This window comes from Psychrobacter fozii (assembly GCF_003217155.1).
Taxonomy (GTDB): Bacteria; Pseudomonadota; Gammaproteobacteria; order Pseudomonadales; family Moraxellaceae; genus Psychrobacter; species Psychrobacter fozii.
The window spans coordinates 32,329-55,583 of sequence record NZ_QJSU01000012.1 but is presented as its reverse complement, the minus strand read 5'-3'; the positions used below and the strand labels follow the sequence as shown (position 1 = coordinate 55,583).

Here is a 23,255-nt window from a genome sequence, read left to right as displayed (position 1 = left end):
CTGGCTTTAAAGGTAGCAGGCTTTAGAAGTAGCTGACCTTAGAAGTGGCTTGGGAGAAAAACAATGAGTAAATATAATGTCGTTGCTGTTACGACCAATGATTATAAAAGACAGGCCAAACAACGCTTGCCCAATTTTTTGTTCGATTACATAGAGGGCGGCGCAAATGCTGAGCAAACATTGCAAGCGAATACAGCAGACTTTAAAAGATATACGCTAAGACAGCGAGTCATGCGAGACGTGTCAGCCGTTGATACCTCAACGACTCTTTTTGGAGAGTCTCTGTCGATGCCATTGGCACTAGCACCTGTCGGTATGGCTGGACTGTTTGCAAGGCGCGGAGAAGTGCAGGCGGCGAGGGCAGCAGAAAAGAATGGCATACCGTTTACCCTGTCTACTGTGGCGATATGTTCGTCTGAAGAAGTGCAAAGTGCGACCAATCAGCCTTTTTGGTTTCAGCTATATATGCTGCGTGATAGGGCACTTGTGCTAGATATGTTGCATCGTGCTGCTGCATCAGGGTGCAAAACGCTGGTATTCACGGTTGATTTGGCGCTGCCTGGTATGCGATTAAGAGACTATCGAAATGGTATGTTAGGTGGTTCTACAAAAGGAAAAATCTCTTACCTAACGCAGTTATTTACGCGTCCAGGATGGTTGCTTGATATTGGCATTTTAGGAAAACCACATAGTTTATGCAATTTGAAACACAAGGTTGAGAGTGCAAGTGACCTTGATCGATACAAAGCGTTTGTAGAGAGTCAGTTTGATCCAAGCGCCACATGGAAAGATATCGCATGGCTTCGCAATAACTGGAGTGGCAATATTATTATCAAAGGCATCATGGATGCAGATGATGCGAAAGCAGCGGTCGATGCAGGTGCAGATGGCATTGTTGTCTCCAACCATGGCGGCCGTCAGCTAGATGGTGTCTCGTCTACCATTGATAAGTTGCCGAGCATAGCGAACAGCGTCGGGCAGCAAACCAAAGTTTTATTGGATGGTGGCATACACAATGGTGTCGATGTCGTGAAGGCCATAGCACTTGGGGCAGACAGTGTCTTGATAGGACGCTCTTGGGTATATGCGATGGCAGCGCAAGGAGAGGCTGGCGTGAACAAGCTATTGGCTCTCTATCAGCAGGAGATAGCTGCGACGATGGGATTGATGGGGGTAAGCCGTATCGAAGAGCTCAATAGCGATGTCATCGAGCGATTCAATCAACCATTCAATAATCCGCTCAGTTAAATACCTTCTATTTGGAGAAGCCATATGACTTGCATGACGACTAAGACTAAGATCATAACCATGACCATGACCATGACCATGACCATGACCATGACCATGACCATGACACATGGCATATATCCCGTTGTTCATACGCCATTACATGGAGATGAAAGCATTGATTTTGACGGTTTAAAAGCGTGTTTGGAGTATTACAATCAAACAGATTTACCGGGCGTTACTTTGCTTGGAAGCGGTGGAGAGTTGCCTTATTTTTCAGACAGTGAGCAATATGACATTATTAAGGCAGCTTTTAATTATCTAGACCGTAGTAAGTCAATCATTGCTGGTGTCCATGTGTATAGCAGTACGCAGGCGATAGACAAAATAGCCTCATATAGCACTTACGTTGACTACATATTGCTATTGGTTCCTGATTATTACCAAAGCACTTTTGAAGATTATCTACAAACATTAGAATGTATTGCGCAACACTCTGCAAAACCTATCTTGTTTTACTATTTCCCGAAAATCACCCAAAAGTCATTTACGTCAGAACAGCTAATTACCATTCTTTCAATTGACAATATTATTGGTATCAAGGACAGCTCTGTACATATTCCAACGGCCAAACGCATCTTGTCTAATGTACCTGACACACTATATTTTAGCGGGCTTAGCTTGTTATTAGAGCCCATGATAAAGCTGGGCGCAGTAGGTGCGATTTGTCCTATTGCCTCGGTACTGCCACAGCAAGCACATGAGTATTTTTGTGCCATTAAAAACAGCGATAAAAATCTCACAAAATATAGAGCACCATTAAAGCGTATGTTGCCGATTGTGAATGCATTAAATCTATCGGAAAAAACCCAGTATCTGGCGTTAAGTCTGCTTAGTGCTAGCCCCGTCAAATTAATAAAAAATGTGACCAGCTCTCACGCTAAAATCAAAGAAGCTCTGAGATTTAAGGGCTTGCCTATTCAAAGAACGGTTAGAGCGCCTTTACCCAGTCTATCTGACACAGAAGCTGAAAAAATTGCGCTAATTATGGATGATTTGGCATCGCTTTGATCGCTTGTTTAATTAGCATCGTGATAGGCTTTTGAGAGTGCATCCATATTGTTGATAACGATTTTTCCGTATTGAATACAGATAAGCTTTTCCCTCTCCATTTGTTTGAGCTCTTTACTGACGCTCTGCCGAGAGACGCCTACCATCCTTGCCAAATCTGCGTGTGAGATAGTGATTTCTAGCTCATTGTTTTGTGCCATTTTTGAGCTTTGATTGAGCACAATTCTGTATATGCACCGTGCTAACCTTTGATGCAAAGGCAGCGTTAGGTTGTCAGTATTAACCTCAAAGGCCACTCGCATTCGATGAGAGAACATGATTAGGAGCTGAGTATTTATCTCAGGGTGCTTATGGTTAAGTCGAAAAAAATGCCTTTTGCTCAATACATTGACGACAGAATCACCTACTGAGTAGGTATTGGTTGCTCTGGGCAACTCATCTATCAGTCCCTGCTCACCAAATGTCTCTCCTGACAACAGCGTACCGATGACAACTTCTGTGCCATCTTGGCTATATATATTGCATTTTATTTTACCCGATACTACTTGGTACAGCTCGTTCGATGCTTCTTGTATACGGAATAATGCCTCGCCGTCAGATAGCGTTCGTTGAGTCATCGCTGAACGAATATCCTCTTGAATATCTGCATGGAGTTTTTCAAACCAGTTATAAAATATTAGCGTATTCAGAAGAACGCCCTCATGTGAGTCGAGACTATTAATCTAACATGTTTTGGTTTAAACCGTTTTATACGTTTATAAATGATGCAATGTGGAAGTAGAGATTCAAAACAGTGTCTTTGGTTTAAATGCTTTAATGGATGGTTCGATTTTTTATCAATTGTAGCTGATTGAGTAATTTTGATTATAGACTGATTTGAGCATAATTTCCGCTACAGCTCTTATGTTAACAACTCAAAAGCCCCAATCGTGAGATTGGGGCTTTTGAGTTGTTAAGCATAAATAGACTAGAAATGTTGACCTTAAATGATGTTGTCTGATATGTCGTAGAATGCGTGATGACAATCAGAGATATAAGTTTTTTTAAAGGTATTCTATGACTATTGTGTAGTAATATGAGTCAGAGTTAGGTTCTGCTGTGTTCTTTCAGGTAATACTCTAGATAATTTGCTCGTCAAAAAAGACTGATATATAAAGAAAATCCTTAAATTATTAGCTGGTTCTATAGTTTATCAAGGAGCAAAAAACGGCACTTTTTTAGATAACCAAAGTTGTTTAAAGTAGGGGTCTGTAGCAACCAAACAAACCAATATAACTATGTGTTTCAGGAAAGTGTTTCAGGAATCTATGGCCCAAATAACATTGGCCTTAGTTTCGTCAAAAGATAGATTGAATATAGTCAATCGTAATTGAGTCAAAAATGATAGAAGCCGAATACAGTACCCATAAGAGTATGATGTTTGCCATAAGAGAAGCAATGACATTGTATTTGTTTGATAAAAAACGTGAAAAAGACATTCCTAAAATTGCAGAGATTTTTTTATCAATGGACAGTTACGGCGGTGATAGAGTGCCTATGTCGGCTGTTATGAAAGAAGTAAACGACTTATGCAACACCTTGCAAGACAACTATTTAGGATTAAGCTTAAATTTTTTGGTTAACATTGAATCATTACCGTCTTATAAAGCTATTAGCGAATGTGTCAGGCCTTTTGCCAATGTAAATAATGAGCTGCCTTTCTTGTTGGTCAGTCGGCTCGTATATCGTTTTTTCCCCTTGATTACACAGTCTATTACCCTCAAACTTTCTGTAGAAAAAGGATTGCTTCGATTTGATTTTATCTCCAACGCGCCAGACACGATGAATAAGCATCAGATTGATGGCGCTATGGTACTGGTCTATCGAATCGTAGAGGCTTTTTGTCCAGGTATGTTAAAGAAATTATATGTTGCACAGCATCATACGGCTTATGAGTTAGCGTACTATGAATCTGTCTTTGGGGCACCTGCTGAGTCTGCTAATAAAATAAGTTTGCTCTATGCCTTAAAATGTAAAAATCATTATAAAGATGCCGCTAGTTTATTGATAAAAGCTGAAGAGGAGCTTGGTAGAAAGTTTTATATCAATCCTTTATTTAATATGCTGTTCACTCAATTTTCTGAAGTGAGTTACAAACAGCGCTGTGAGATAATTATCGATACTATGATGGGTGTGAGCTCGCCAACTCGTATTCAGGTCGCAGACTCAATGAATATAAGCGTCAGTACGCTACAAAGAAGGCTACATGACGAGGGAGCTACGTTCCAAGAGATTTTAGAAGAGACTAGAAAGCGATTGGCCAAACTGTATCTAACTGAAAGGAAGATTTCAACAACGGACGTTGCTTATCTATTGGGCTACAAATCCCACAGTCAATTTTTTAAAGTTTTTAAAACTTGGTTTGGGATAACACCGAAAACGTATCAAAACAACCAGCTAAGTCATATAGAAGATAACATCTAGGCATGTTTGGTATTGATGCAAGACATGGATAACAGTGGTTCGACAGTAGATTGAATCAGTATTCACGCCAATACACTTTGATTGATCCAAATTGCGTAAAAAACCCATTAAAAAAGCCACTTAAAGATAAGTGGCTTTTTTAATGGGTTTTTCAGTAATAAGTCTTACTTTACTGAAAATAAGAGTATGACAAACACTACTCATATCGATTGTAATGTTGCTCCTTTACTACTGGAGGTTTTTAGTTATTTGTTGCATTTCGAGTCAATATGATATGGCGTTGTCCGCGTGCGAGTTAACCTGTATTAAAGAGGTTATCAGATAGTAATAGGTCTCTTATAATCCATACTTTCACAAAAACATTCGTTCACTGACTAATGCTAGTAGCGTTATCAGAACTGATGATGACTGATACAAGCGGCTTAATAAGATACCGCAACTGATTGTCTAATGTGAATATATAGTTAAATCCATATAAATCCGCTCCATCGTTATCCTTGCTAACCATACTAGTGTATAGCTTGCGCTCGGCTTCCTTGCGTCGAAATTATTTGAATTCAACTATATCTTAATCTGTATTATTTGACTTAAAAAATAAAAGGTAAATATAAGTATATGAATACTATAGTCAAAACTAATGATAGAACTCAGATTGTAGACCAAGTACAACTAGGGACTGAAGATGGCAAGTATTACCATATGTCAGATATCGGTGATACCTTTAAGTGCCTAACACAGCTAGTAATAGGTAGTGAAGAAGGGCAGGCGTTAAGGGATGTAGAATGTCCTGCGGCAGCAATACCTTGGTGGATGCCGACAGCAGCAGCGACTGAGCCATTAGATTTGATTGCTGATAGCAGTCATAGCGATAGCAACGACTTTAATGACAATAGTACTCTGTTTTCTAGTAACAACAGCGTGATGACCGCCTATCATAGGCCAGTTTTGACAGACATAGTTAGCAATGACACTGGTGCAGACAGCGATCTATTAAGCATAGAGGAATTCACGATTGACGGCTACACCACGGTTTATCAACCAGGTGACACGGCGACGGTTCCAAACATTGGCACCTTAAGCATTACCACTAATGGCATGCTAACCTTTACGCCAGATAAGGGTTACGCAGGCGCTGTGCCAGACGTGACCTACACTATGACTGGTGGCCACGGAGACTGCGATAAAGGCACTATCATCTTTAATGATGTATCGGTGGTGTCAAAGCAATCAGCAGTTGCCAATGGTAACCGTGTGAAGACTGCACATAATATACCAGTTGAGGTAAATTTTTTTGGCAATAACACTGATCTAGGAAGTGATCCATTAAGTGTAGAGGGGTTCACGATTGAAGGCTATACCACAGTTTATCAATCAGGTGATATGGCGACTATTCCAAATGTCGGCATCATCACTATTACCAATGATGGCACGTTAAACTTCACGCCAAACGATGGTTACGCAGGTGCTGTACCAGATGTGACCTACACCGTGATTGGCGGTAATGGCGGTATAGACACAGCTATTGTGACCTTTGACGATGTACCTGCTGGAGTAACGGGTATTAACTTTGATGGTACTGAAGATATTGTTGCAACCGCTGCTGATATTATAGATGTTGCGAATCAACCAACAGCGGATGCTTTCGATATTGATCTAACTGACTTAAGCTTAAGTATCCAAAAATGGTCTACCTCTAGTTATACATCTGTTTGAAACACGCTCAAGTGAATAAGATAATAAATGTCATACAGAGATAATCCCCGCTACAACGATTAAGATCACTCCAATCAAAAAGATAATATCTGGCGTGTCTGCAAAGAATACGAATCCCCATAACATAGCAAATCCAATCTAAGCAAAGCCAAACCTGTCAATGACTACAGATGGTGCTTTCTGATAAGCGGTTGCGGTTCCTAATTAGGTTTGTAGTACAGTCAAATTCATATAAACCCGCTACATCGTCAACCTCGCTAACCATACTAATATATAACTTGCACTCGGTTTCCTTGTGTTGAACTTATTTGAATTCACCTATATTCAAGATATTTTTTAATTAGAAGTTACTACAAATTCGAATCGTCTTCTTTAAGATTATTGATTCTCTTGAGTGTTAACTTGATGAACTGGAAGGGTTAGCACTCATCCCAATAAGGATTATCACCGAAACGCTCAGCGATAAAATCAATAAAATAGCGGCACCGCTGAGACAAGAATCTATTCTTTGGATAGACCGCATAGGCCGTTAGCATGGGTAGTTGATACTGCTGCAAGATGGGCACTAGCTCGCCACTGGCTACGGTCTGATAGGTGATAAAGGTTGGCAAAAAGGTAATGCCATGACCTTTCACTGCCATATCACGCAAAAAATCACCATTATTAATTTTTATTTTTGAGTTAACGTCCACCTGATGTTTTTTGCCTTGCTCATCTGTCAATTCTATCGTGTTAGATTTACTCAAGCTGTATTGTAAAAATTCATGATCCGCTAAATCTTCTACCGTTTTTGGTGTGCCCATCTTATCTAGATATTCAGGACTGGCGCATAGGGTATGACGAATTAATGATAGGCGTTTGGCCTGATAGCTAGAATCTTGCATTTCTCCAATACGGATGGCCAGTTCAAACCCTTCTTCGACTAAATCCGTATGCCGATCAGAAAAATCCAATTCAAAATTCAGATTGGGATGCTGGTTGGCGTATTCATCAATGACATCCTTTAAATGAAGCAAGCCAAACGATAGTGGCGCGGTCATCTTTAGTGTGCCCTCGATACGTGTTGGCGCACCACTGGACGCTTCATTCAGTGCATCAACCTCATTCAGTATGTTGCTCACCTTTTGGTAATACTGCTCACCTGCTTGCGTTAAGTTCGATTGGCGTGTGGTTCGGCTGATTAACTGACTGCCTAGGCGCGTCTCTAACTCCTTGAGACGGCGGCTGACAGCTGACTTGGCGATATTTAATTGCTCTGCGGCTTTGGTAATGCTGCCTGCTTCGACAATGCGTACAAACATTGCCATGTCTTCTAGTTGTCCCATTTTAGCCGCCCCTTAATTGTTCTTTAAATGAGAACTTACATTTGCAATTATTGATGTTTATCTATAGTTAGACAACAATTATAATATATCCATAATTTAAACCAATTAACTAATCAATATTTATCGTTATTTAACTTCCGAATAACTAAGTTAATCAATAAGTTAATAACTAGGGATAAATGATGCAAACGATCTATCATGCAGCATACTCTCGTGGCAATGCCAATCATGGCTGGCTAAAAAGCAACCATACCTTCAGCTTTGCTAATTATCACAACTCAGAACGTATGGGCTTTGGCGCGCTACGTGTCATTAATGATGACTTTGTGATTGGCGGGCAAGGTTTTGGTAAGCACTCACATCGTGATATGGAAATTATTACTATTCCATTGTCAGGCAAGCTCAGTCATGGCGATAACATCGGTAATGAAGGCATTATTGCAACGGGTGAGATACAAGTCATGTCAGCCGGCACGGGCATTACTCATAGTGAGATGAATGGTAATGCTTATGAGGCTGTGCAGTTTTTGCAAATATGGGTGCTCCCTAATAAAATTAACGTCACCCCTCGTTATCAGCAAATGCGTATGGGTGATATCATGCAGCCGAATATGTTCAATCAAGTACTATCGCCAAACGCTGACGATGCAGGTGTCTGGATTCATCAAAATGCATGGTTCAGTATGGGTGATTTTGATAAAGGCGTGACAGCGTCTTATCAGCTAAAAGATACTAATAATGGTGTTTATCTCTTTGTCATTAGCGGAAAAGCCACTGTAAATGGTAAGACGTTAGACACTAGAGATGCGCTTGGTATTTGGGGTGCTCAGCAGTTCACTGTGAATATCGAAGAAGACGCCAAAGTGTTACTCATGGAAGTACCGATAACGGCTTAATACTTTTCTACGCTCATTATTTGTAATACACAAAATGTTAAATGGCGAGATTGAACCTAGAACCAGACTTTGAGTACGGTATCTTGGAGTACGGTATCTTGGTTTCAAAGGCTAATGACTATTTATCCCCATGCATCAACATTTTATCCCAATGCATCAATATTTAATTTTAATTCATAAAAACTACTGGAGAAAACCATGTCAAATTTACAAGATTTACAGCAATTAGCAGAAAAACGCCGTTCTATTTATGCGCTAAGTAATCAATTGCCAGTATCGAATGATGAAGTAGTAAAATTGGTTGAGCATGCTATTCTGCATACGCCATCAGCGTTCAACTCACAGTCAACGCGCATTATCGTGTTGTTCGGTGAGGAGCATCAAAAGCTGTGGCAGATGACGGAAGATACCTTACGTGATATCGTCAATGACGATGAGAAATTTGTGTCAACCAAGCAAAAAATTGATAGTTTTAAAGCGGGTGCAGGTACTATATTATTCTTTGAAGATCATGCAGTGATTAAAGGTTTACAAGAAGCGGCACCGTTGTATGCTGACAAATTCCCAGTGTGGTCTGAACATACCAGTGCCATGCATCAGTATATGATCTGGATGGCATTATCCAGTTTAGATATCGGTGCAAACTTACAGCATTACAATCCTATCATTGATAGTCAAGTTGCCGACGCTTGGAATGTGGATAAGGACTGGGAATTGGTTGCACAGATGGTATTTGGTGCGATCGAGGAGCCTGCAGGTGACAAAGCATTTAAGCCTGTAGACAGTCGTTTAAAAGTGTTTGGCTAATAAATCTAGCGTTAAGGATGGTATAACCAATGAACCCGCTATGAATAGATATCATAGCGGGTTCATCGGTTTTTTATAACTGATATGCAATCAGAAGATTACTGTCATTTTAAATACAGACATTTGAAATACAGTTATTTGAAATATGGGTCTGAAAGATGTTCAGGACGTACTTCAGTTAGATTGCAATCAAAGCTCCGACTCTAACACTTATGTTCTGTAAAGCACTTTAACCACATGCCAGCCAAATTTAGTTTTTACTAAATGCGGGGTGTAGAGTTCACTGTTGAAGCAGACTTTATCAAATGCCGGCACCATGTCGCCTTTTTGAAATTCGCCTAAGCTGCCACCTTTCTTACCTGATGGGCAGTTTGAGTGCTTTTTAGCCAGCACATCAAACTTAGCGCCTTTTTTGAGCTTGACAATAATGTCCTCAGCCACTTCTTTGTGTTTTACTAAAATGTGTAATGCGCTAGCGGTACGAGCCATAATGTAAACCTTTCATAAAATATCGATTATCAAGATATTATATCACGGCTCATCTTGGTTGCTCATCTCAACTGTCGGCTCTACTTTATGCTTAGTTTACTTAGGTTTAGTTGTACGGTTTCTTAAGCGTAGCTTAGTGTTCCGTTGTTGAACTAACGCACTTTAAGTCAGCACTCAACAGACATTTAAATAAGCTTGAACCACTTTATATCAAAGGGGCTAAGTCAGAAATAGTAATCAAACCTAACAGCTTCTCTGTTTCTTTTCCATTATGAGTAATAAACAGAACATCAAGATTTCTTTCTTTCTCGTTTATATGGTTCAAAAATAGATCGTAAGCTTTATATATCGAGGTATCACGAGAAATAAACTTATAATTACGTTTAAACTCAATTTCTGGAATCAAATTTTCGACAGTTACTCCGTCTACGATAATCATTCCATTCTCATCTATTTCAGAAGCCAGCCAACGTGAGATAGTATTGTTATTGATTAACTCTATAATAGCTTCATTTGAATCCAATACTGGAAACTGAGAGAATGATTTTTGCTTCATTTGCTTAAGGATATCATTGATATAATCATCCTTATTTGCCCCCAAGACATCAAATTGAAAGGTAGGGATTACTTTTTTAGGGTTATTTATTATTTCATAAATTTCATTGAATCTTTCCACCGTCCTATCATGAGGTTCAGCAATAGCCTTATTATCTATTTTAGGGTTATGTACTATTGCATTTCTTAAAGTACCAAAAGATAGCAGTTCATCCTTAAATTTATTCACAACAGTGTTCTTTGAGTTTTTTACTTTATTTGCATAACTGACATAATCATCAGCTCTGATTTCCTTTTTAAGGTATTGATCAAGGTTATTATAAGTCTCTAAAAATTTTTCAGAATTATTCATGTTATTCCTAATGTATTCAGGTCCATTTGTAGCAGGTAAGTTTGATATCTAAACATGCTCAATAATACATAATACTAATATTTCAAATTGACCCGTAGTGTTGATTGAAGACCTATCTTCAAACTTTAAGAAATTACTCAATGCTAAGCCCTACCTTAATCCGAATCTATGAGCAAACTCACTACAGTTTTAAGAATAATGTAGCCTTCCAAAGACACTAGAACTTTATTGGAACTTTTATTACCCAAAGATGCAGTTTTTATTACTGCGCAGAACCCATTAGGTAAAGAGGTTATGTAGTGGTCAGAAGGCATCATTATCTAATAAATAAAAAAATTAGGCACCGTTTGGGTAAAACTTGGGCACATGCTTTTTGTAGAGTTTGTATTTCAAGATTGAACAAGTATAGATATATGAGAGTCAGAACTGCTACAGCCTATATATCACAGACAAAAAAAGCCCCAATCGTGAGATCGGGGCTTTCTAAATTTGGTAAGCATAAGCAGACTCGAACTGCTAACCTCTACTTTATTTATAACACCTTAGGTAATAGTTAACTTTAAAAAACCAAACAAAAAACTATAAAATTATGTAAAGAATTGTTAGTATTGGTTACTAATTATCTCTGAAATACTACCGTTTATGCGAAAAATAAATAATTTCTTGAATAAAAAAATAATCAAGAGTTTAGTAGCAATAATCATTATATCTACTTTACCTGCCTGCGATAAATCCCCTTCCGAGCACCTCAAAGCCCTTACCGAAGACAAATACCCTGTGGCAAATATGCCAGATGAGCCCTTAGAAACCCCACTTGAGATTAACATCGAACCCAAGCGCTTAGCCATGACCAGCTCATGGAGCGCAGGGGTGAAAGACGATGGGACGCTTTGGACATGGGGTACAGATGGTCTACTGCGTGATACCAAGACAGGACAAGACCCAACGCCAAGACAGGTAGAAGGGGTGAATGATGCAGTGGCGGTGTCAGGTGCAGATCATATGTTGTTATTGCGAGAAGATGGCACGGTATGGGGTTGGGGTAGTAATTCTAAAGGAGAGATAGATCCTAACGATAAAGATACCTTTATTACAGAGTTAAGACAGATTAAAGGCGTTAGTGATGTAGTTGATGTTTCTGCTGGAATTGGTGGTTCATCATATTTTATAAATAAACAGGGCACAGTATCTTTTCTAGGAAGTAACAGCTGGAAACTTTTTAATAATTCAAGTCAGAGAATTGAAAGCCCTACTCAAATTACTGGTATCAATAATATAGTTAAGATAGATGGAAATGCTGAATATTTCTTAGCTCTAGATCGTTATGGGAATTTATTTTCTAATAAGTGTATCGAAGGTACAAAGTTATTGTCTAAAAACCCTCAAATACAAATATGTAAATTCATATTTGATAAGAAGGTTGTTGATATTTCCGAAGGAATATCAAATATTGTCTTATTAGAAGACGGTACAGTATGGAGTTGGGGTGATGATGAGTATTCAGCGCAAGGAAATCGCAAGGAAAATGTTGATCAGCCAGAAAAAATTAAGGGTTTAGCTCGAGTTGTAAGTGTTAATAGCAAATCTGCTAACACCATTGATGGAGAGTTATATACTTGGGGAACTTTTGTATATAAATCAAATCATTCTCCAATTGGTTCCACTAAAGACAATATTTACCGACCTATACTTATCAGTAAAAATATCAATGTCAAAAAGTACGGTTTAGGTAGTTTTGCCGACTATTCTTTTATAGATGATAAAGGCAATGCTTGGATGTGGGGCGATAAAAGTGACAGAGGTCAATGGGGAACAGGCGAAATAACTGAAGATTATATGCCGAAAGAATTCGTACTAAGTTTGCACGAATCATTATTCAATACTCATGCTAATAAATAAATAATAACTCTAAAATTAAAGGAAAAGTATTATGTCACAGTCAGTTAAAGATATCTTTTATCACGCGCTACTAGCTCGTGCTGCTTACTCTGAGATGGAAAGTAATGATTTAAATAATTGGGAAAAACTAAAATCTGATAAGCAATCGGCAATGCACAAGGATATGGCCGAGTTCATTCAATCCCGATTTGACTTTGTGGCATCGTCCTTAGATAACGATGGATATTTTGAATATCAGCCTTCATTAGATCCTCTCGAAGCGATTAACCCTGCAAATCATGTCAACGTAGATGGCTATGACGGTATTGTATTTAAAGAGAAAGAAACAGGTAATTACGTTCTAGCCAATAGAGGTACTGAAGCTGGTTTTGACAGTCTTGATAAGATTATATCTTCTCTTGCTGATTTATATGCCGATGTGGTTCATCTTGCTGTAGAAGGTAAGGCTGAAAACCAAATCGAAACCATGCAAGCGTTTTTAGAGGATATAAAAATACAAGAGAGCTTAGGCGAAGATGCTGTTATTACCACCACAGGTCATAGCTTGGGAGATTATCTATCAGCAGAAGCAGTATTAGATTCTACTATGAATATCAGCCATGCTTATGGGTTCAATGGTGCAGGAGTGCATATTGAAGCTGATCCGCTAGCATGGGCAGCCGAAGCTAGTGAGCATCTTTCAGGGCTCGTAGATGCTTTTGAAGAGTATAGGGAAAGTTCCCAATCCTGAACGCTAAAAATTTAATTAAATTTTGGAGATAATAATGAGTTTACCTACTTTCCAAGAGATGTGGTCGAAATATTCGTTTAGTGACGAAAAGTACTCAGCATCACAAGCTGGGGAAGTCAATTGAAACGACTAAGACCCTTACTCTGCTCGTTAATGTTCGTTCTATTAGGTTGTTCAGAAGAGCCAAAACCTGAAAATGGCTTTGAAGACTTCGCATCCAATGAAGAAAGCTATTATAACAACAGTATCAATGGTGTCACAAACCCTTACGGTGTTGAAAAAAATATCTACCTTTACTCTGGTTACGATAAACAAGGTCTTGAGAACGATCATCAAGCTTTTAACTATTGTCACTTTAAAGTATTTAAAATAAAAAATGATTTTGATATTGGTTCACAAAGTCTACAAGATTATCTTAAAAAATTTGATAATCGATATTTAAAAGAAAACCCAAATAGCTTACATGGAGACTATGGAGGAGTAGTTGAAACAACTTGGATACAGCAGAAGGAAATGGATGAGAAAATTTTTAACCCACTTAATATTAATTTGAAAGATTATTATGGACAAGAAATCAATATACCGCCTGGTCAAGCAAGGTTTGAGGAGTGCATAGATTTTATCCATGATGATAAAGAAGTAAAAACGTATATTCGTAAATATAATCATTATTTCAGTGAAGGTTTTAGTCAAGGAGAGGAAGTTAAATATAACAAAGGAGACTTTCTACAAGTAATTGACAACCCTGATACATTAGTTAAATTTAAACTAGCTTGTATCAGTACTATCGTTGAATTATACGATCCTGATAAAAAATTTCTAATACGTCTCTCGTTTCAAACACATGACAGTTACCCTGAATGCTAACTTTAAGAAATAATTTTGGAGATAAAAATGAGTTTACCAACTTTCCAAGAGATGTGGTCGAGATATTTTTTTATTTATAATACTAATATATAAATAAAAAGGAGAGATGAGTTGAGAACTATAAAATCCCTGCTCTTATTATTGTTTTTAGCTTTGGTAGGTTGCTCAAATGATAGACCTAATAGAGTTGAAAAATTTAATTCGGACTGGTACACAAAAGCTGAGATTAATGGAATAAAAAATCCATATCAGGTTGAGGAGCATATATATATTTATGCTGGATATAATGAACAAGACCTAGAAAATGATAACTCGCCTAATAATTATTGTATTTTTAGAATTTATAGTTTAGATGATGAGGTATATATCAATGATAATTCTATTGAATATTTACGTCAGTTTGATGGAAAAATATTAAAGAAGAATATTTTATATGGGCATAGTGGGCAAAAAGTAAAAACTACTTGGATAAAAAAATAAATATTCCTAATAATATATTTAATTTACTAAATTTAAATTTGGTAAATTTTATAATTTACCTAGTAGTATTAATCCTATAGAGAATAGGTTTTTAGAGTGTCTATATTTCTTTAATGGTAAAAATTCAAAGTCTTTTTTTATAAATAAGTATGGTTTAGAATTTTTTGAGAAGCTTAATAAAAGTAACGATAAAATTTATAAAAAAGAAGTATTTAACAGAACTTTAAATAACCCTGAATCCTTGGTTCGGTTCGAATTTTACTGCTCTGGAAATAGAGTGGAATTTTATGATAATTCTAATAATATATTAATCAATTTATCATTTCAGTTACCTAATAAAACATATCCAAACCCTAGCTGTTCTGCATTTAATTAAGTTATAAAGGAGTAATGCTATGACTATACCTACTTTCCAAGAAATGTGGTCGAAATATTTATTTAATAATAAAGCGCCAAAAATAGGTGATGATTTAAAAGATTATATGTGTTTCTTAGCATATTCTAATATCTCGTGTTGAATATACTACAATTGAAAAAATATGAATATATAGTATGAGGATTTCAATGAAAGCTGATACCAAGCAATAGATTTAAAGTTAAAATTCGAAACAGAGGTCAAAAAGAGGATTTCAATTTTAAGGGTTGGTCACGTTTTGGTCACCATTTGGTCACCGTCGCTTTTTCAAATGATTTAAAGCTGATTGTATAATCATGACTATGAGTCGATGCAAGCAAGAAATTTTCTCTACAGCCCATATATTACAGACAAAAAAAGCCCCAATCGTGAGATCGGGGCTTTCTAAATTTGGTAGGCATAAGCAGACTCGAACTGCTGACCTCTACCATGTCAAGGTAGGTCGACAAACCTATTTCAAATGATTTAATTCTACATAAACCGTAGATAAAGGGATGTAGCCTATGTTGGTAATTATATATCGGTATTATATTGATGTAAATTAATATTTAACTCGTATTTGGGCACTGCATTTTTATAGTATTTTTACCTCCACTCTACTATCAGATTAGACCAAAATATTGAAAGTGAATCCCTAAATGATAAGTAAGTAGAGCCTTCTCTTGCTTGATATTCAGAGAAAGGTGACAGGAGGACTAGCTGCTACTTTTGAGATTGATACAGAAATGGAGACTATTTAGTCGGTGATAGTATTAGATATCTATAGTTTGAGGACCAAAAAATAGACTATGGTCTAGCCTGTTTTCTACAGTGATGAGAGAATTAGTTACTACAAGATTTAATGATTTGATAGAGAAGGGGATGATGCAAAGATAATCTGAGGCTTCAGGACGTAGTATGAGCTATGAGATAGTGACCCTCTATCGAAATATAATATGAATAAAAGTACTTAATTATGCTCAAAAACCAACTCTCCACTATATTGAGGCTCAAATTTTATTAAAGAATTCAGGTTTATCTTGCATTTAAGTGAATATATATCGATGGATAAGGATGATCCTTTGAATCCCAAACAGCTTTGGCAAACGAGTGATAACGCCAACTATCTTTATGAAAATCGAATATTAAGTCGTAAGTCTCGAAAATAGGTTTTTGTCGACTTCGATTATTTTCCAAAATTGTCACAACTATCGTTTACCCCAATAAGCTTTGTGAGAGGAATACGCTGGAAAAAATACTCACCATATGGACGATCCACAATATCTCCCTGAATACAACCGCAACCAAGGGCTTCGTCCCACCTTTAAGATTCTTCATCATCCCGCCGTACCTCTATACTATTTGAGATGTGTCATTACCTTGATTGGCTAACTAAGGCAACTGAGCTGGTAATTCTCTGGATCTTGTACTCGGTCTCCGTATTTATCTAGGCAACCTCATCCACACAAAAAATCCGCCCACCAAGACCGAAAGGACAGCGTTACCAAAGCCAAGTCATTAATCCGTTAAAGTAAATCTATGCCAGCTATTTTAGCAACGTCTCACCAATTTCCATAAATAACAAAATGAAGTGAAGAGAAAACTGTCTCGTTGCTGACGTTAGTGTTGCCTTTTTTAGAACACAAAACTCTATTCACTGTAGTTCTTCTTAATGTTTGATTGGTTACAATAAAACTGACAAAAGATACAAAAATAAAGGGACAGGTATGAATAAAAATACTTTAGGCATCATCGGATTAGGCCGTATGGGTAACGGTATGGCTCAGTCTTTGCTCCGCGAGGGTTTTAGTGTGTTCGGCACTGACATAGGAGAAGCCCAACGTCAATCTGCCAAGGATATCGGCGTGACTGTTGTTGCAGACATTAAAGCGCTGTGTGCTGAATCTAGTGTCATCATTCTATCTCTGCCTATGGCAAAGCATGTACAAGCAGTTGTTAAAGGCAAAGATGGCATTATTGACTGTGCTCAGCCCAATACCCTGATTATTGATACTTCTACCTCAGAACCAGAGGTGACACGTGCACTATGGGTAGAGCTGAATCAGTTAGGCCATCAGTTATTAGATTGCCCTGTTAGTGGCGGTCCAGCGGGCGCTGAAGCCGGCACTATGGTGATGGTTGTTGGTGGTGAAAGGAGTTCACTTGAACGTGCCAAGTTGTATTTGGATGCGCTAAGCTCAAAAGTGGTCTACATGGGAAAGTCTGGTAACGGACATGCGGCCAAACTGATCAATAATCTACTTTGTGCTGCGCATCTAGTGACCACTGCCGAAGCAGTCGCTTTGGGCACCAAGGCAGGACTTGATCCTGAAGACCTTATTGCTGGTTTGAACGCTGGTTCAGGTCGTAGCGCAATCAGTGAGGTTAACTTCCCTCGTTGGATTCTCAATCAAAGTTTTGATTCCGGTTTTACGATGCAACTGATGCGCAAAGATGTGCGTTTGGCAAAGAATATGATCGGTGAGATGGGATTAGAATTACCTTTGGCCGAACAGGTAGCTGAGATTTGGGCGCAGAGCGAAGAAAACATACCTGATCAGGATGATTTTAACTGCATTATCAAAAATACCAGCTTGGGAGAGTAGATCATGAGTTTTATAGTAGAAGGAAATGGTGAGCAGCAAGTTGAACTATTGCTTAATGAACTGCTAGGTACTTCTGAATTTGGCAGCTGGATTGATGGAGAGCTGGTGACAGGTAAAGGAGACGATATTGAACTGATTAACCCCGCGACCGGCCAGACATTTCTAATTTATCGTGATGCGGGGAAAGATATTGTTGCTGATGCGGCCGCTGCTGCCATTAACGCTCAAAAACTATGGTGGTCAATGACTGCCAGTGTACGAGGTCAGTTAATGTGGAAATGCGGCATGAAAATACGTGAAGCCGCGGAATCTCTGGCACGCCTAGAGTGCATATCTGCAGGTAAGCCTATTCGGGATTGCCGAGTTGAGGTGGCAAAAGTTGCAGAGATGTTTGAATATTATGCTGGCTGGTGTGACAAAATCATGGGACAGGTTATTCCCGTACCAACCACTCACTTGAACTATACCCGTCATGAGCCTTATGGTGTCGTCACTCAAATCACCCCTTGGAACGCACCTATATTTACCGGAGGCTGGCAAATTGCACCGGCCATTTGTGCAGGAAATGCCGTACTACTAAAGCCATCTGAATTAACCCCGCTAAGCTCAACAGTGCTCGTTAAAATTCTTGAGCAAGCAGGTATCCCGCGTGGTTTGGTAAATGTCATTAATGGGCTGGGACACACCACAGGTACTGCCGCGATTGCTAATCCGGCAACCAAAAAAGTAGTTTTTGTAGGTTCGCCACAGACCGGTGCTCTCATTGCTTCGGCAGCTGCGCAACGTGTCATTCCTTGCGTATTGGAGCTAGGTGGCAAGTCAGCCAATATAATTTTCCCTGATGCTGATCTTGATCGTGCGGTAGTGGGTGCGCAAGCTGCCGTGTTTTCTGCTGCTGGACAGAGCTGTGTATCGGGTGCTCGATTATTGGTTCATCGAAATGTCTATCAAGAAGTCGTGGATCGGGTTGCTTCAGCAGCCAGTAGGTTGCCCGTAGGCTTGCCATGGCAGGAAGGCACGATGGTGGGACCGATCAATAATCAAAAACAGTTCAACCACGTACACTCATTAGTGTCCGACAGTATTGCTGAAGGTGCGATTGTTGCCGCAGGTGGAAAACCAAGTGAAATTTTTGGCGGTGAAAATGGTTATTTTTATCAGCCAACTGTATTGGCCAACGTGAAAAATAATATGCGAGTTGCACAGGAAGAGATTTTTGGACCTGTTGTTTCTGTCATTTCATTTGATGATGAAGAAGAAGCGGTAGCGTTAGCAAACGACAGTCGGTTTGGTTTAGCGGGCGCGGTTTGGACGGCTGATGTCGGCCGTGCGCATCGGATGGCCGCTCAAGTAAATGCGGGCACGTTCTGGGTGAACAGTTATAAGGCAATCAATGTAATGTCGCCGTTTGGTGGCTTTGGTGAGAGCGGCTATGGACGATCTAGTGGCTACGAAGGTTTACTCGAATATACACAGACGAAGAGTGTGTGGGTGGAAACGGCTAAGGATTCGGCTATCCAGTTTGGTTATTCAATCCAATAGTATATTTGGTTAATGGCGTTTTAAGGTCAGGCATTAGGCTTTCTTAAACAGATTACTCAAAATTATTTTTCCGGTGTTTCTATGTCTAGGCAACCAATTTCGGAATGGGCAATTTAGCTTTCAAGTTTCAGATTTTATTGTTTTCCGTTTGGAAATATAACAAAGATTCAATCGATATATCACCGTGTTACCTGTCTATATTAAAGGAGAAAATAGATGTTAATTAACGAAACCCTAATAGGTGAAGTAAAGCAGTGGCGTCAGCAGATTCATAGTCAACCAGAGCTTGGTTTTAAAGAATTCAAGACATCATCATTTATTGTTGATAAGTTAAAATCCTTTGGAATTGAGGTGCATCAAGGATTGGGTGGTACAGGGGTTGTCGGTATCCTAAAGAATGGCTCAGGCCCTGCTATTGGCATACGAGCTGATATTGATGCGCTACCAATAAAAGAGCAAAACGATATTGATTATAAATCCACTCACGAGAACTGTATGCATGCCTGTGGTCATGATGGTCACACGTCAGTTTTGCTTGGTACGGCAAAGCATCTTAGCCAGCATAAAGACTTTAACGGTACCATTTATTTTATCTTTCAACCTGCTGAAGAGGTCTTGGGCGGTGCAAAGGCTATGATTGACGATGGGTTGTTTGACAAGTTTCCTATGGACGCCGTCTACGGGTTACATAACTGGCCAGGCCTACCTGTGGGAGAGATTGCAGTCAATAACGGACCTATGATGGCGTCTTTTGATACTTTTGAGATTACTTTGACTGGTAAAGGGACTCATGCAGCCATGCCACATTTAGGGGCTGATCCTATAGCAGCAGGAGCGGCATTGATTACTAATATTCAGTCTATTGTCTCTCGTCGAATATCTCCTCTCAAATCAGGCGTTATTAGCGTCACGCAGATGAATAGTGGTGATACGACCAATGTTATCCCTGATTACGCCATTCTAAAAGGAACCGTTCGTAGCTTTGATATGGACGTACGACAGTCCATGCAGGATATGCTGACAGAAATGGTTACAACATTGCCGCCTTTATATGGTGTCACAGGAGAGATGGATTACCATATTCGCTATCCAGTTACCACTAATGACAGCCAAGCCTATCTTGAAATCAAAGAGGCTGCTACTAAAGTGCTGGGTGCGGATAAAGTAAATACTGATGTGGAGCCATCAATGGCTTCTGAGGATTTTTCATTTATGAGTCAAGTCGTCAAGGGCGCTTATTTTTGGTTAGGTGTTGATGGTAATAGCCCCTCCAAACCACTACACAATGCGGCTTATGATTTTAATGATGATGCTATTGAGACAGGAATTAAAGTATGGGTCTCTTTAGTTGAGTCTCAGTTACCAAAAATTTCTGCATAAACCAAATCATCAAAAAACGTAGGAATCATCAAATGCAAAAGGAACTGCTATGAATAATACCACTATACTATCAAGTACAATGACGAAGCACTTATTTGATTGGAAGCTGCATTTACTAGTGATTATTACATCGCTATTTGCAGAATGGATAGGGATCATTAAGATACCTATTGGTATTGGTACACTAGTCTTACTGCCTTTACTATACGCATTCATATTTACACTACTGTTGAACCCCAACGTTATACCTTCAATGAAAGCGGTAATTTCCAAGGATAGAGCAAAATTTGCAAGCTACGCCGTCCTTTTAAGTATCATGCCCTTCATTGCAAAATTTGGTGTTGGTGTCGGTCCTAAAGTTGAAGAAATCATAGCCGCAGGTCCCGCCCTTTTACTACAAGAATTGGGCAATGTAATGACTGCTCTTATCGCCTTACCCGTTGCGGTATTGGTATTTGGAATGGGGAGGGAGGCTATTGGTGCCACTCACTCAATTGCACGTGAACCTAATATTGCGCTCATTGCTGACAAGTATGGACTGCAGAGCGCCGAAGGTATCGGCGTAATGGGTGTCTATGTAATGGGTACCTTGTTTGGCGCGATTTACTTCTCATTAATGGCGGGTATCATTGCTTCTATGGATATCATGGATATTCGAGCGCTCGCTATGGCTTGTGGTATTGGTAGTGGTAGTATGATGGGTGCCTGTTCAGCAGCGCTCGCAGAAACGGTACCTGCTCAAGCGGAAACTATTACTGCGTTTGCAGCGACCTCTAATTTATTAACTTACGCCACAGGGCTATTCGTGAGTTTGTTTGTTGCCCTGCCATTCACAGAGTTTTTATATAAAGTTATTAACAAATTTAAGAAGAATAATGATATCAGTACTGCCACACAAACAGATTTTGGTTTAAAGGTACCAGAGCAATCTATTTTATCAGTAAAGCAGTCTTTATCCCTATTAGCGGTTATCTGTATCGTTCTATTACTAAGCAATTGGGTGGGACAAGGCGTTGATCCAATCTCTGCTCTACCTGCCATGTTAATTCTGTTCGCGTGTTGTATCGTTGGCGTTTTATTAAAAGAAGTCATTCCTGTCAATGTCCCTGCTATTGCTTGGATATCAATTGTGGCCATTTTGATATCTTTGCCACAGTTTCCACTGAGCGAGTATGTCTTAGTAGAAACAGAAAAGCTTGGCGTATTACAACTCATTACGCCTGTGCTTGCCTATGCAGGGTTTGCAATCTCTCAGATGGAGGTGACTTTGTTTAAAAAATCTGGATTTAAAATCGCAGTGGTTGCGCTGCTTACTTTTACAGGCACTTTCTTGGGTTCTGCCATGATAGCCCAGGCTATGCTGTAAAAGGCGCTAAGCCATTCAGTTCGATGTTAATAGCTATTTCAAAACAGCGTCCAGCAACTCAACGTTGCTGGTGCGTAGCCCGCTTACAAAGCCTTCATCCATGACTTCATATGCTGTAGTAATTCATGAGGGCCTTGGGATAGATGACGACCCAATCGAGTGACGATATGAGCTTCACCGCTTGACAGTAGCGTATTGTCTATAGGGATTGCTATCAAATGTCCGTCTTTCACTTCTTTGGACACTACAAAATACGGTAGAAAGGTAAATCCCATATTTGAGCGAGCAAAGTTCTTTAGCACAGTAAATGAGTCAGTGGTTAGGATAGGGTCAAATCGAATTTTTTGTTGAAATTCGGCCATCGCTAGTAACTGACGCACGCCAAAACGACTTTCAGCCAACCCCACTGGATATTCCAAAAGCTCCTTTAACTGCATAGGTTTACTTCGATCGGCCAATGGGTGGTCGGGCGAAACAATAATATACATTGGCTGACAACTGATAACCTGTGATCGGATGCGCGGATGACTGCTGGGATGGAATACTAGCCCGATGTGCGCTTCATCCTCCTCAACCTGACGAATCACCTCGTTTGATCCACCAGTACTGATCGAAAGTGTTAGCGCCGGATATAGACAGGCAAACTCAGATAATGGGCCAAGCATCAAATCCCCAACAAAACCATCACCCATTGCTAACTTTATATGACCCCGCTGTAATCCCAACAACGACTGTAATTTGGAAACACAAGTTTCTTCAGCGGATACTGATTCCCGATAAAACTGTAAGAGAATACTACCAGCTTCTGTGGGTGTTACTCCTTTTCGGTGCCGTTCAATAAGAATGCATGCTAATTCTTTTTCTAACAGAGATATCTGCCGGCTGATGGCCGAGGGAGCAATATCCAGCTTATCTGCTGCAGCCCGGATCGTACCCATAGTCACAGCCTCATAAAGATAGGATAATCGCTTTCCATTAATCTCTTTCATTGCTTCCTCTTGCTCTGTTTTTGGTTTCATTGAATAAGTGCAGCACTTTGACCCATGATGGAGCAATAAAATCCAGTGTCGGTATATTATTTAGTTGGTTCTGC

General features: G+C 39.3%; 19 protein-coding genes. 14 read left to right on the top strand and 5 right to left on the bottom strand.

The window, feature by feature from the left end:
* Positions 1-63 precede the first annotated feature (63 nt).
* Together DFP82_RS13605 and DFP82_RS13600 are read left to right on the top strand one after the other, a co-directional pair.
* Positions 64-1,248, top strand: a complete 1,185-nt coding sequence (locus DFP82_RS13605) for an L-lactate dehydrogenase (RefSeq protein ID WP_110924266.1) — start codon at positions 64-66, stop codon at positions 1,246-1,248.
* Between the two features lie 60 nt (positions 1,249-1,308).
* Positions 1,309-2,298, top strand: coding sequence for a dihydrodipicolinate synthase family protein (locus DFP82_RS13600; protein WP_181416330.1), 990 nt, complete (start codon positions 1,309-1,311; stop codon positions 2,296-2,298).
* A gap of 8 nt (positions 2,299-2,306) precedes the next feature.
* Here the strand turns inward: DFP82_RS13600 and DFP82_RS13595 are convergent, their stop codons facing one another.
* Positions 2,307-2,915 carry a Crp/Fnr family transcriptional regulator gene (locus DFP82_RS13595; RefSeq protein WP_110924264.1) on the bottom strand — a complete coding sequence of 203 codons (609 nt, stop codon included), beginning with the start codon at positions 2,913-2,915 and terminating at the stop codon, positions 2,307-2,309.
* 832 nt (positions 2,916-3,747) lie between these two features.
* On the opposite strand from DFP82_RS13595, the gene DFP82_RS13590 reads away from it, so the two are divergent.
* Both DFP82_RS13590 and DFP82_RS13585 read left to right on the top strand, forming a co-directional pair.
* Entirely contained in the window at positions 3,748-4,761 is a 1,014-nt protein-coding gene (locus DFP82_RS13590; RefSeq protein WP_181416329.1) for a helix-turn-helix transcriptional regulator, read from the top strand.
* A gap of 615 nt (positions 4,762-5,376) precedes the next feature.
* Positions 5,377-6,474: an Ig-like domain-containing protein gene (locus DFP82_RS13585; protein ID WP_110924262.1), complete on the top strand. Its 1,098-nt coding sequence runs from the start codon at positions 5,377-5,379 to the stop codon at positions 6,472-6,474.
* A gap of 419 nt (positions 6,475-6,893) precedes the next feature.
* On the opposite strand, the gene DFP82_RS13580 is transcribed toward DFP82_RS13585, so the two are convergent.
* The gene (locus tag DFP82_RS13580; protein WP_110924261.1) at positions 6,894-7,799 is read right to left on the bottom strand and encodes a LysR family transcriptional regulator; all 906 of its coding nucleotides are present in this window, start codon (positions 7,797-7,799) and stop codon (positions 6,894-6,896) included.
* A 182-nt stretch (positions 7,800-7,981) separates the two neighbouring features.
* Between DFP82_RS13580 and DFP82_RS13575 the strand changes: the two genes are divergently transcribed.
* Together DFP82_RS13575 and DFP82_RS13570 are read left to right on the top strand one after the other, a co-directional pair.
* Positions 7,982-8,695 carry a pirin family protein gene (locus DFP82_RS13575; protein WP_110924260.1) on the top strand — a complete coding sequence of 238 codons (714 nt, stop codon included), beginning with the start codon at positions 7,982-7,984 and terminating at the stop codon, positions 8,693-8,695.
* Between the two features lie 198 nt (positions 8,696-8,893).
* Complete coding sequence (locus DFP82_RS13570; RefSeq protein ID WP_110924259.1) at positions 8,894-9,502, top strand: nitroreductase family protein; 609 nt, start codon at positions 8,894-8,896, stop codon at positions 9,500-9,502.
* Between the two features lie 210 nt (positions 9,503-9,712).
* Here DFP82_RS13570 and DFP82_RS13565 read toward each other — a convergent pair whose 3' ends face one another.
* Positions 9,713-9,991, bottom strand: coding sequence for a peptidylprolyl isomerase (locus DFP82_RS13565; RefSeq protein ID WP_110924258.1), 279 nt, complete (start codon positions 9,989-9,991; stop codon positions 9,713-9,715).
* 205 nt (positions 9,992-10,196) lie between these two features.
* The gene (locus DFP82_RS13560; RefSeq protein WP_110924257.1) at positions 10,197-10,898 is read right to left on the bottom strand and encodes a CBS domain-containing protein; all 702 of its coding nucleotides are present in this window, start codon (positions 10,896-10,898) and stop codon (positions 10,197-10,199) included.
* A gap of 642 nt (positions 10,899-11,540) precedes the next feature.
* Here DFP82_RS13560 and DFP82_RS13555 point away from each other — a divergent pair.
* The 8 genes from DFP82_RS13555 (at position 11,541) to DFP82_RS13520 (ending at position 22,162) form a co-directional block, all read left to right on the top strand.
* On the top strand, positions 11,541-12,797 hold the full coding sequence (locus DFP82_RS13555; RefSeq protein ID WP_110924256.1) for an RCC1 domain-containing protein: 1,257 nt from the start codon (positions 11,541-11,543) through the stop codon (positions 12,795-12,797).
* 31 nt (positions 12,798-12,828) lie between these two features.
* A complete protein-coding gene (locus tag DFP82_RS13550) occupies positions 12,829-13,527 on the top strand; it encodes a hypothetical protein (protein WP_110924255.1) in 699 nt (232 codons plus the stop codon).
* Positions 13,528-13,680: 153 nt separating this feature from the next.
* Positions 13,681-14,394, top strand: coding sequence for a hypothetical protein (locus tag DFP82_RS13545; RefSeq protein WP_110924254.1), 714 nt, complete (start codon positions 13,681-13,683; stop codon positions 14,392-14,394).
* A 111-nt stretch (positions 14,395-14,505) separates the two neighbouring features.
* A complete protein-coding gene (locus DFP82_RS13540; protein ID WP_110924253.1) occupies positions 14,506-14,874 on the top strand; it encodes a hypothetical protein in 369 nt (122 codons plus the stop codon).
* A 2,070-nt stretch (positions 14,875-16,944) separates the two neighbouring features.
* Positions 16,945-17,874, top strand: coding sequence for an NAD(P)-dependent oxidoreductase (locus tag DFP82_RS13535; protein ID WP_281269563.1), 930 nt, complete (start codon positions 16,945-16,947; stop codon positions 17,872-17,874).
* Between the two features lie 3 nt (positions 17,875-17,877).
* Positions 17,878-19,416: an aldehyde dehydrogenase family protein gene (locus tag DFP82_RS13530; protein WP_110924251.1), complete on the top strand. Its 1,539-nt coding sequence runs from the start codon at positions 17,878-17,880 to the stop codon at positions 19,414-19,416.
* A gap of 216 nt (positions 19,417-19,632) precedes the next feature.
* A complete protein-coding gene (locus DFP82_RS13525) occupies positions 19,633-20,796 on the top strand; it encodes a M20 aminoacylase family protein (protein ID WP_110924250.1) in 1,164 nt (387 codons plus the stop codon).
* 49 nt (positions 20,797-20,845) lie between these two features.
* Positions 20,846-22,162 carry a DUF3100 domain-containing protein gene (locus tag DFP82_RS13520; protein WP_110924249.1) on the top strand — a complete coding sequence of 439 codons (1,317 nt, stop codon included), beginning with the start codon at positions 20,846-20,848 and terminating at the stop codon, positions 22,160-22,162.
* A gap of 83 nt (positions 22,163-22,245) precedes the next feature.
* On the opposite strand, the gene DFP82_RS13515 is transcribed toward DFP82_RS13520, so the two are convergent.
* Positions 22,246-23,151: a LysR family transcriptional regulator gene (locus tag DFP82_RS13515; RefSeq protein ID WP_110924306.1), complete on the bottom strand. Its 906-nt coding sequence runs from the start codon at positions 23,149-23,151 to the stop codon at positions 22,246-22,248.
* Positions 23,152-23,255 lie beyond the last annotated feature (104 nt).

Excerpts from the sequence above, each read along its gene's own strand:
- DFP82_RS13605 (WP_110924266.1), top strand. The coding sequence starts at position 64 with ATGAGTAAATATAATGTCGTTGCTGTTACGACCAATGATTATAAAAGA.
- DFP82_RS13600 (WP_181416330.1), top strand. The coding sequence starts at position 1,309 with ATGACCATGACCATGACCATGACCATGACCATGACCATGACCATGACA.
- DFP82_RS13595 (WP_110924264.1), bottom strand. The coding sequence starts at position 2,915 with ATGACTCAACGAACGCTATCTGACGGCGAGGCATTATTCCGTATACAA.
- DFP82_RS13585 (WP_110924262.1), top strand. The coding sequence starts at position 5,377 with ATGAATACTATAGTCAAAACTAATGATAGAACTCAGATTGTAGACCAA.
- DFP82_RS13580 (WP_110924261.1), bottom strand. The coding sequence starts at position 7,799 with ATGGGACAACTAGAAGACATGGCAATGTTTGTACGCATTGTCGAAGCA.
- DFP82_RS13575 (WP_110924260.1), top strand. The coding sequence starts at position 7,982 with ATGCAAACGATCTATCATGCAGCATACTCTCGTGGCAATGCCAATCAT.
- DFP82_RS13570 (WP_110924259.1), top strand. The coding sequence starts at position 8,894 with ATGTCAAATTTACAAGATTTACAGCAATTAGCAGAAAAACGCCGTTCT.
- DFP82_RS13565 (WP_110924258.1), bottom strand. The coding sequence starts at position 9,991 with ATGGCTCGTACCGCTAGCGCATTACACATTTTAGTAAAACACAAAGAA.
- DFP82_RS13560 (WP_110924257.1), bottom strand. The coding sequence starts at position 10,898 with ATGAATAATTCTGAAAAATTTTTAGAGACTTATAATAACCTTGATCAA.
- DFP82_RS13555 (WP_110924256.1), top strand. The coding sequence starts at position 11,541 with ATGCGAAAAATAAATAATTTCTTGAATAAAAAAATAATCAAGAGTTTA.
- DFP82_RS13550 (WP_110924255.1), top strand. The coding sequence starts at position 12,829 with ATGTCACAGTCAGTTAAAGATATCTTTTATCACGCGCTACTAGCTCGT.
- DFP82_RS13545 (WP_110924254.1), top strand. The coding sequence starts at position 13,681 with ATGTTCGTTCTATTAGGTTGTTCAGAAGAGCCAAAACCTGAAAATGGC.
- DFP82_RS13530 (WP_110924251.1), top strand. The coding sequence starts at position 17,878 with ATGAGTTTTATAGTAGAAGGAAATGGTGAGCAGCAAGTTGAACTATTG.
- DFP82_RS13525 (WP_110924250.1), top strand. The coding sequence starts at position 19,633 with ATGTTAATTAACGAAACCCTAATAGGTGAAGTAAAGCAGTGGCGTCAG.
- DFP82_RS13520 (WP_110924249.1), top strand. The coding sequence starts at position 20,846 with ATGAATAATACCACTATACTATCAAGTACAATGACGAAGCACTTATTT.
- DFP82_RS13515 (WP_110924306.1), bottom strand. The coding sequence starts at position 23,151 with ATGAAAGAGATTAATGGAAAGCGATTATCCTATCTTTATGAGGCTGTG.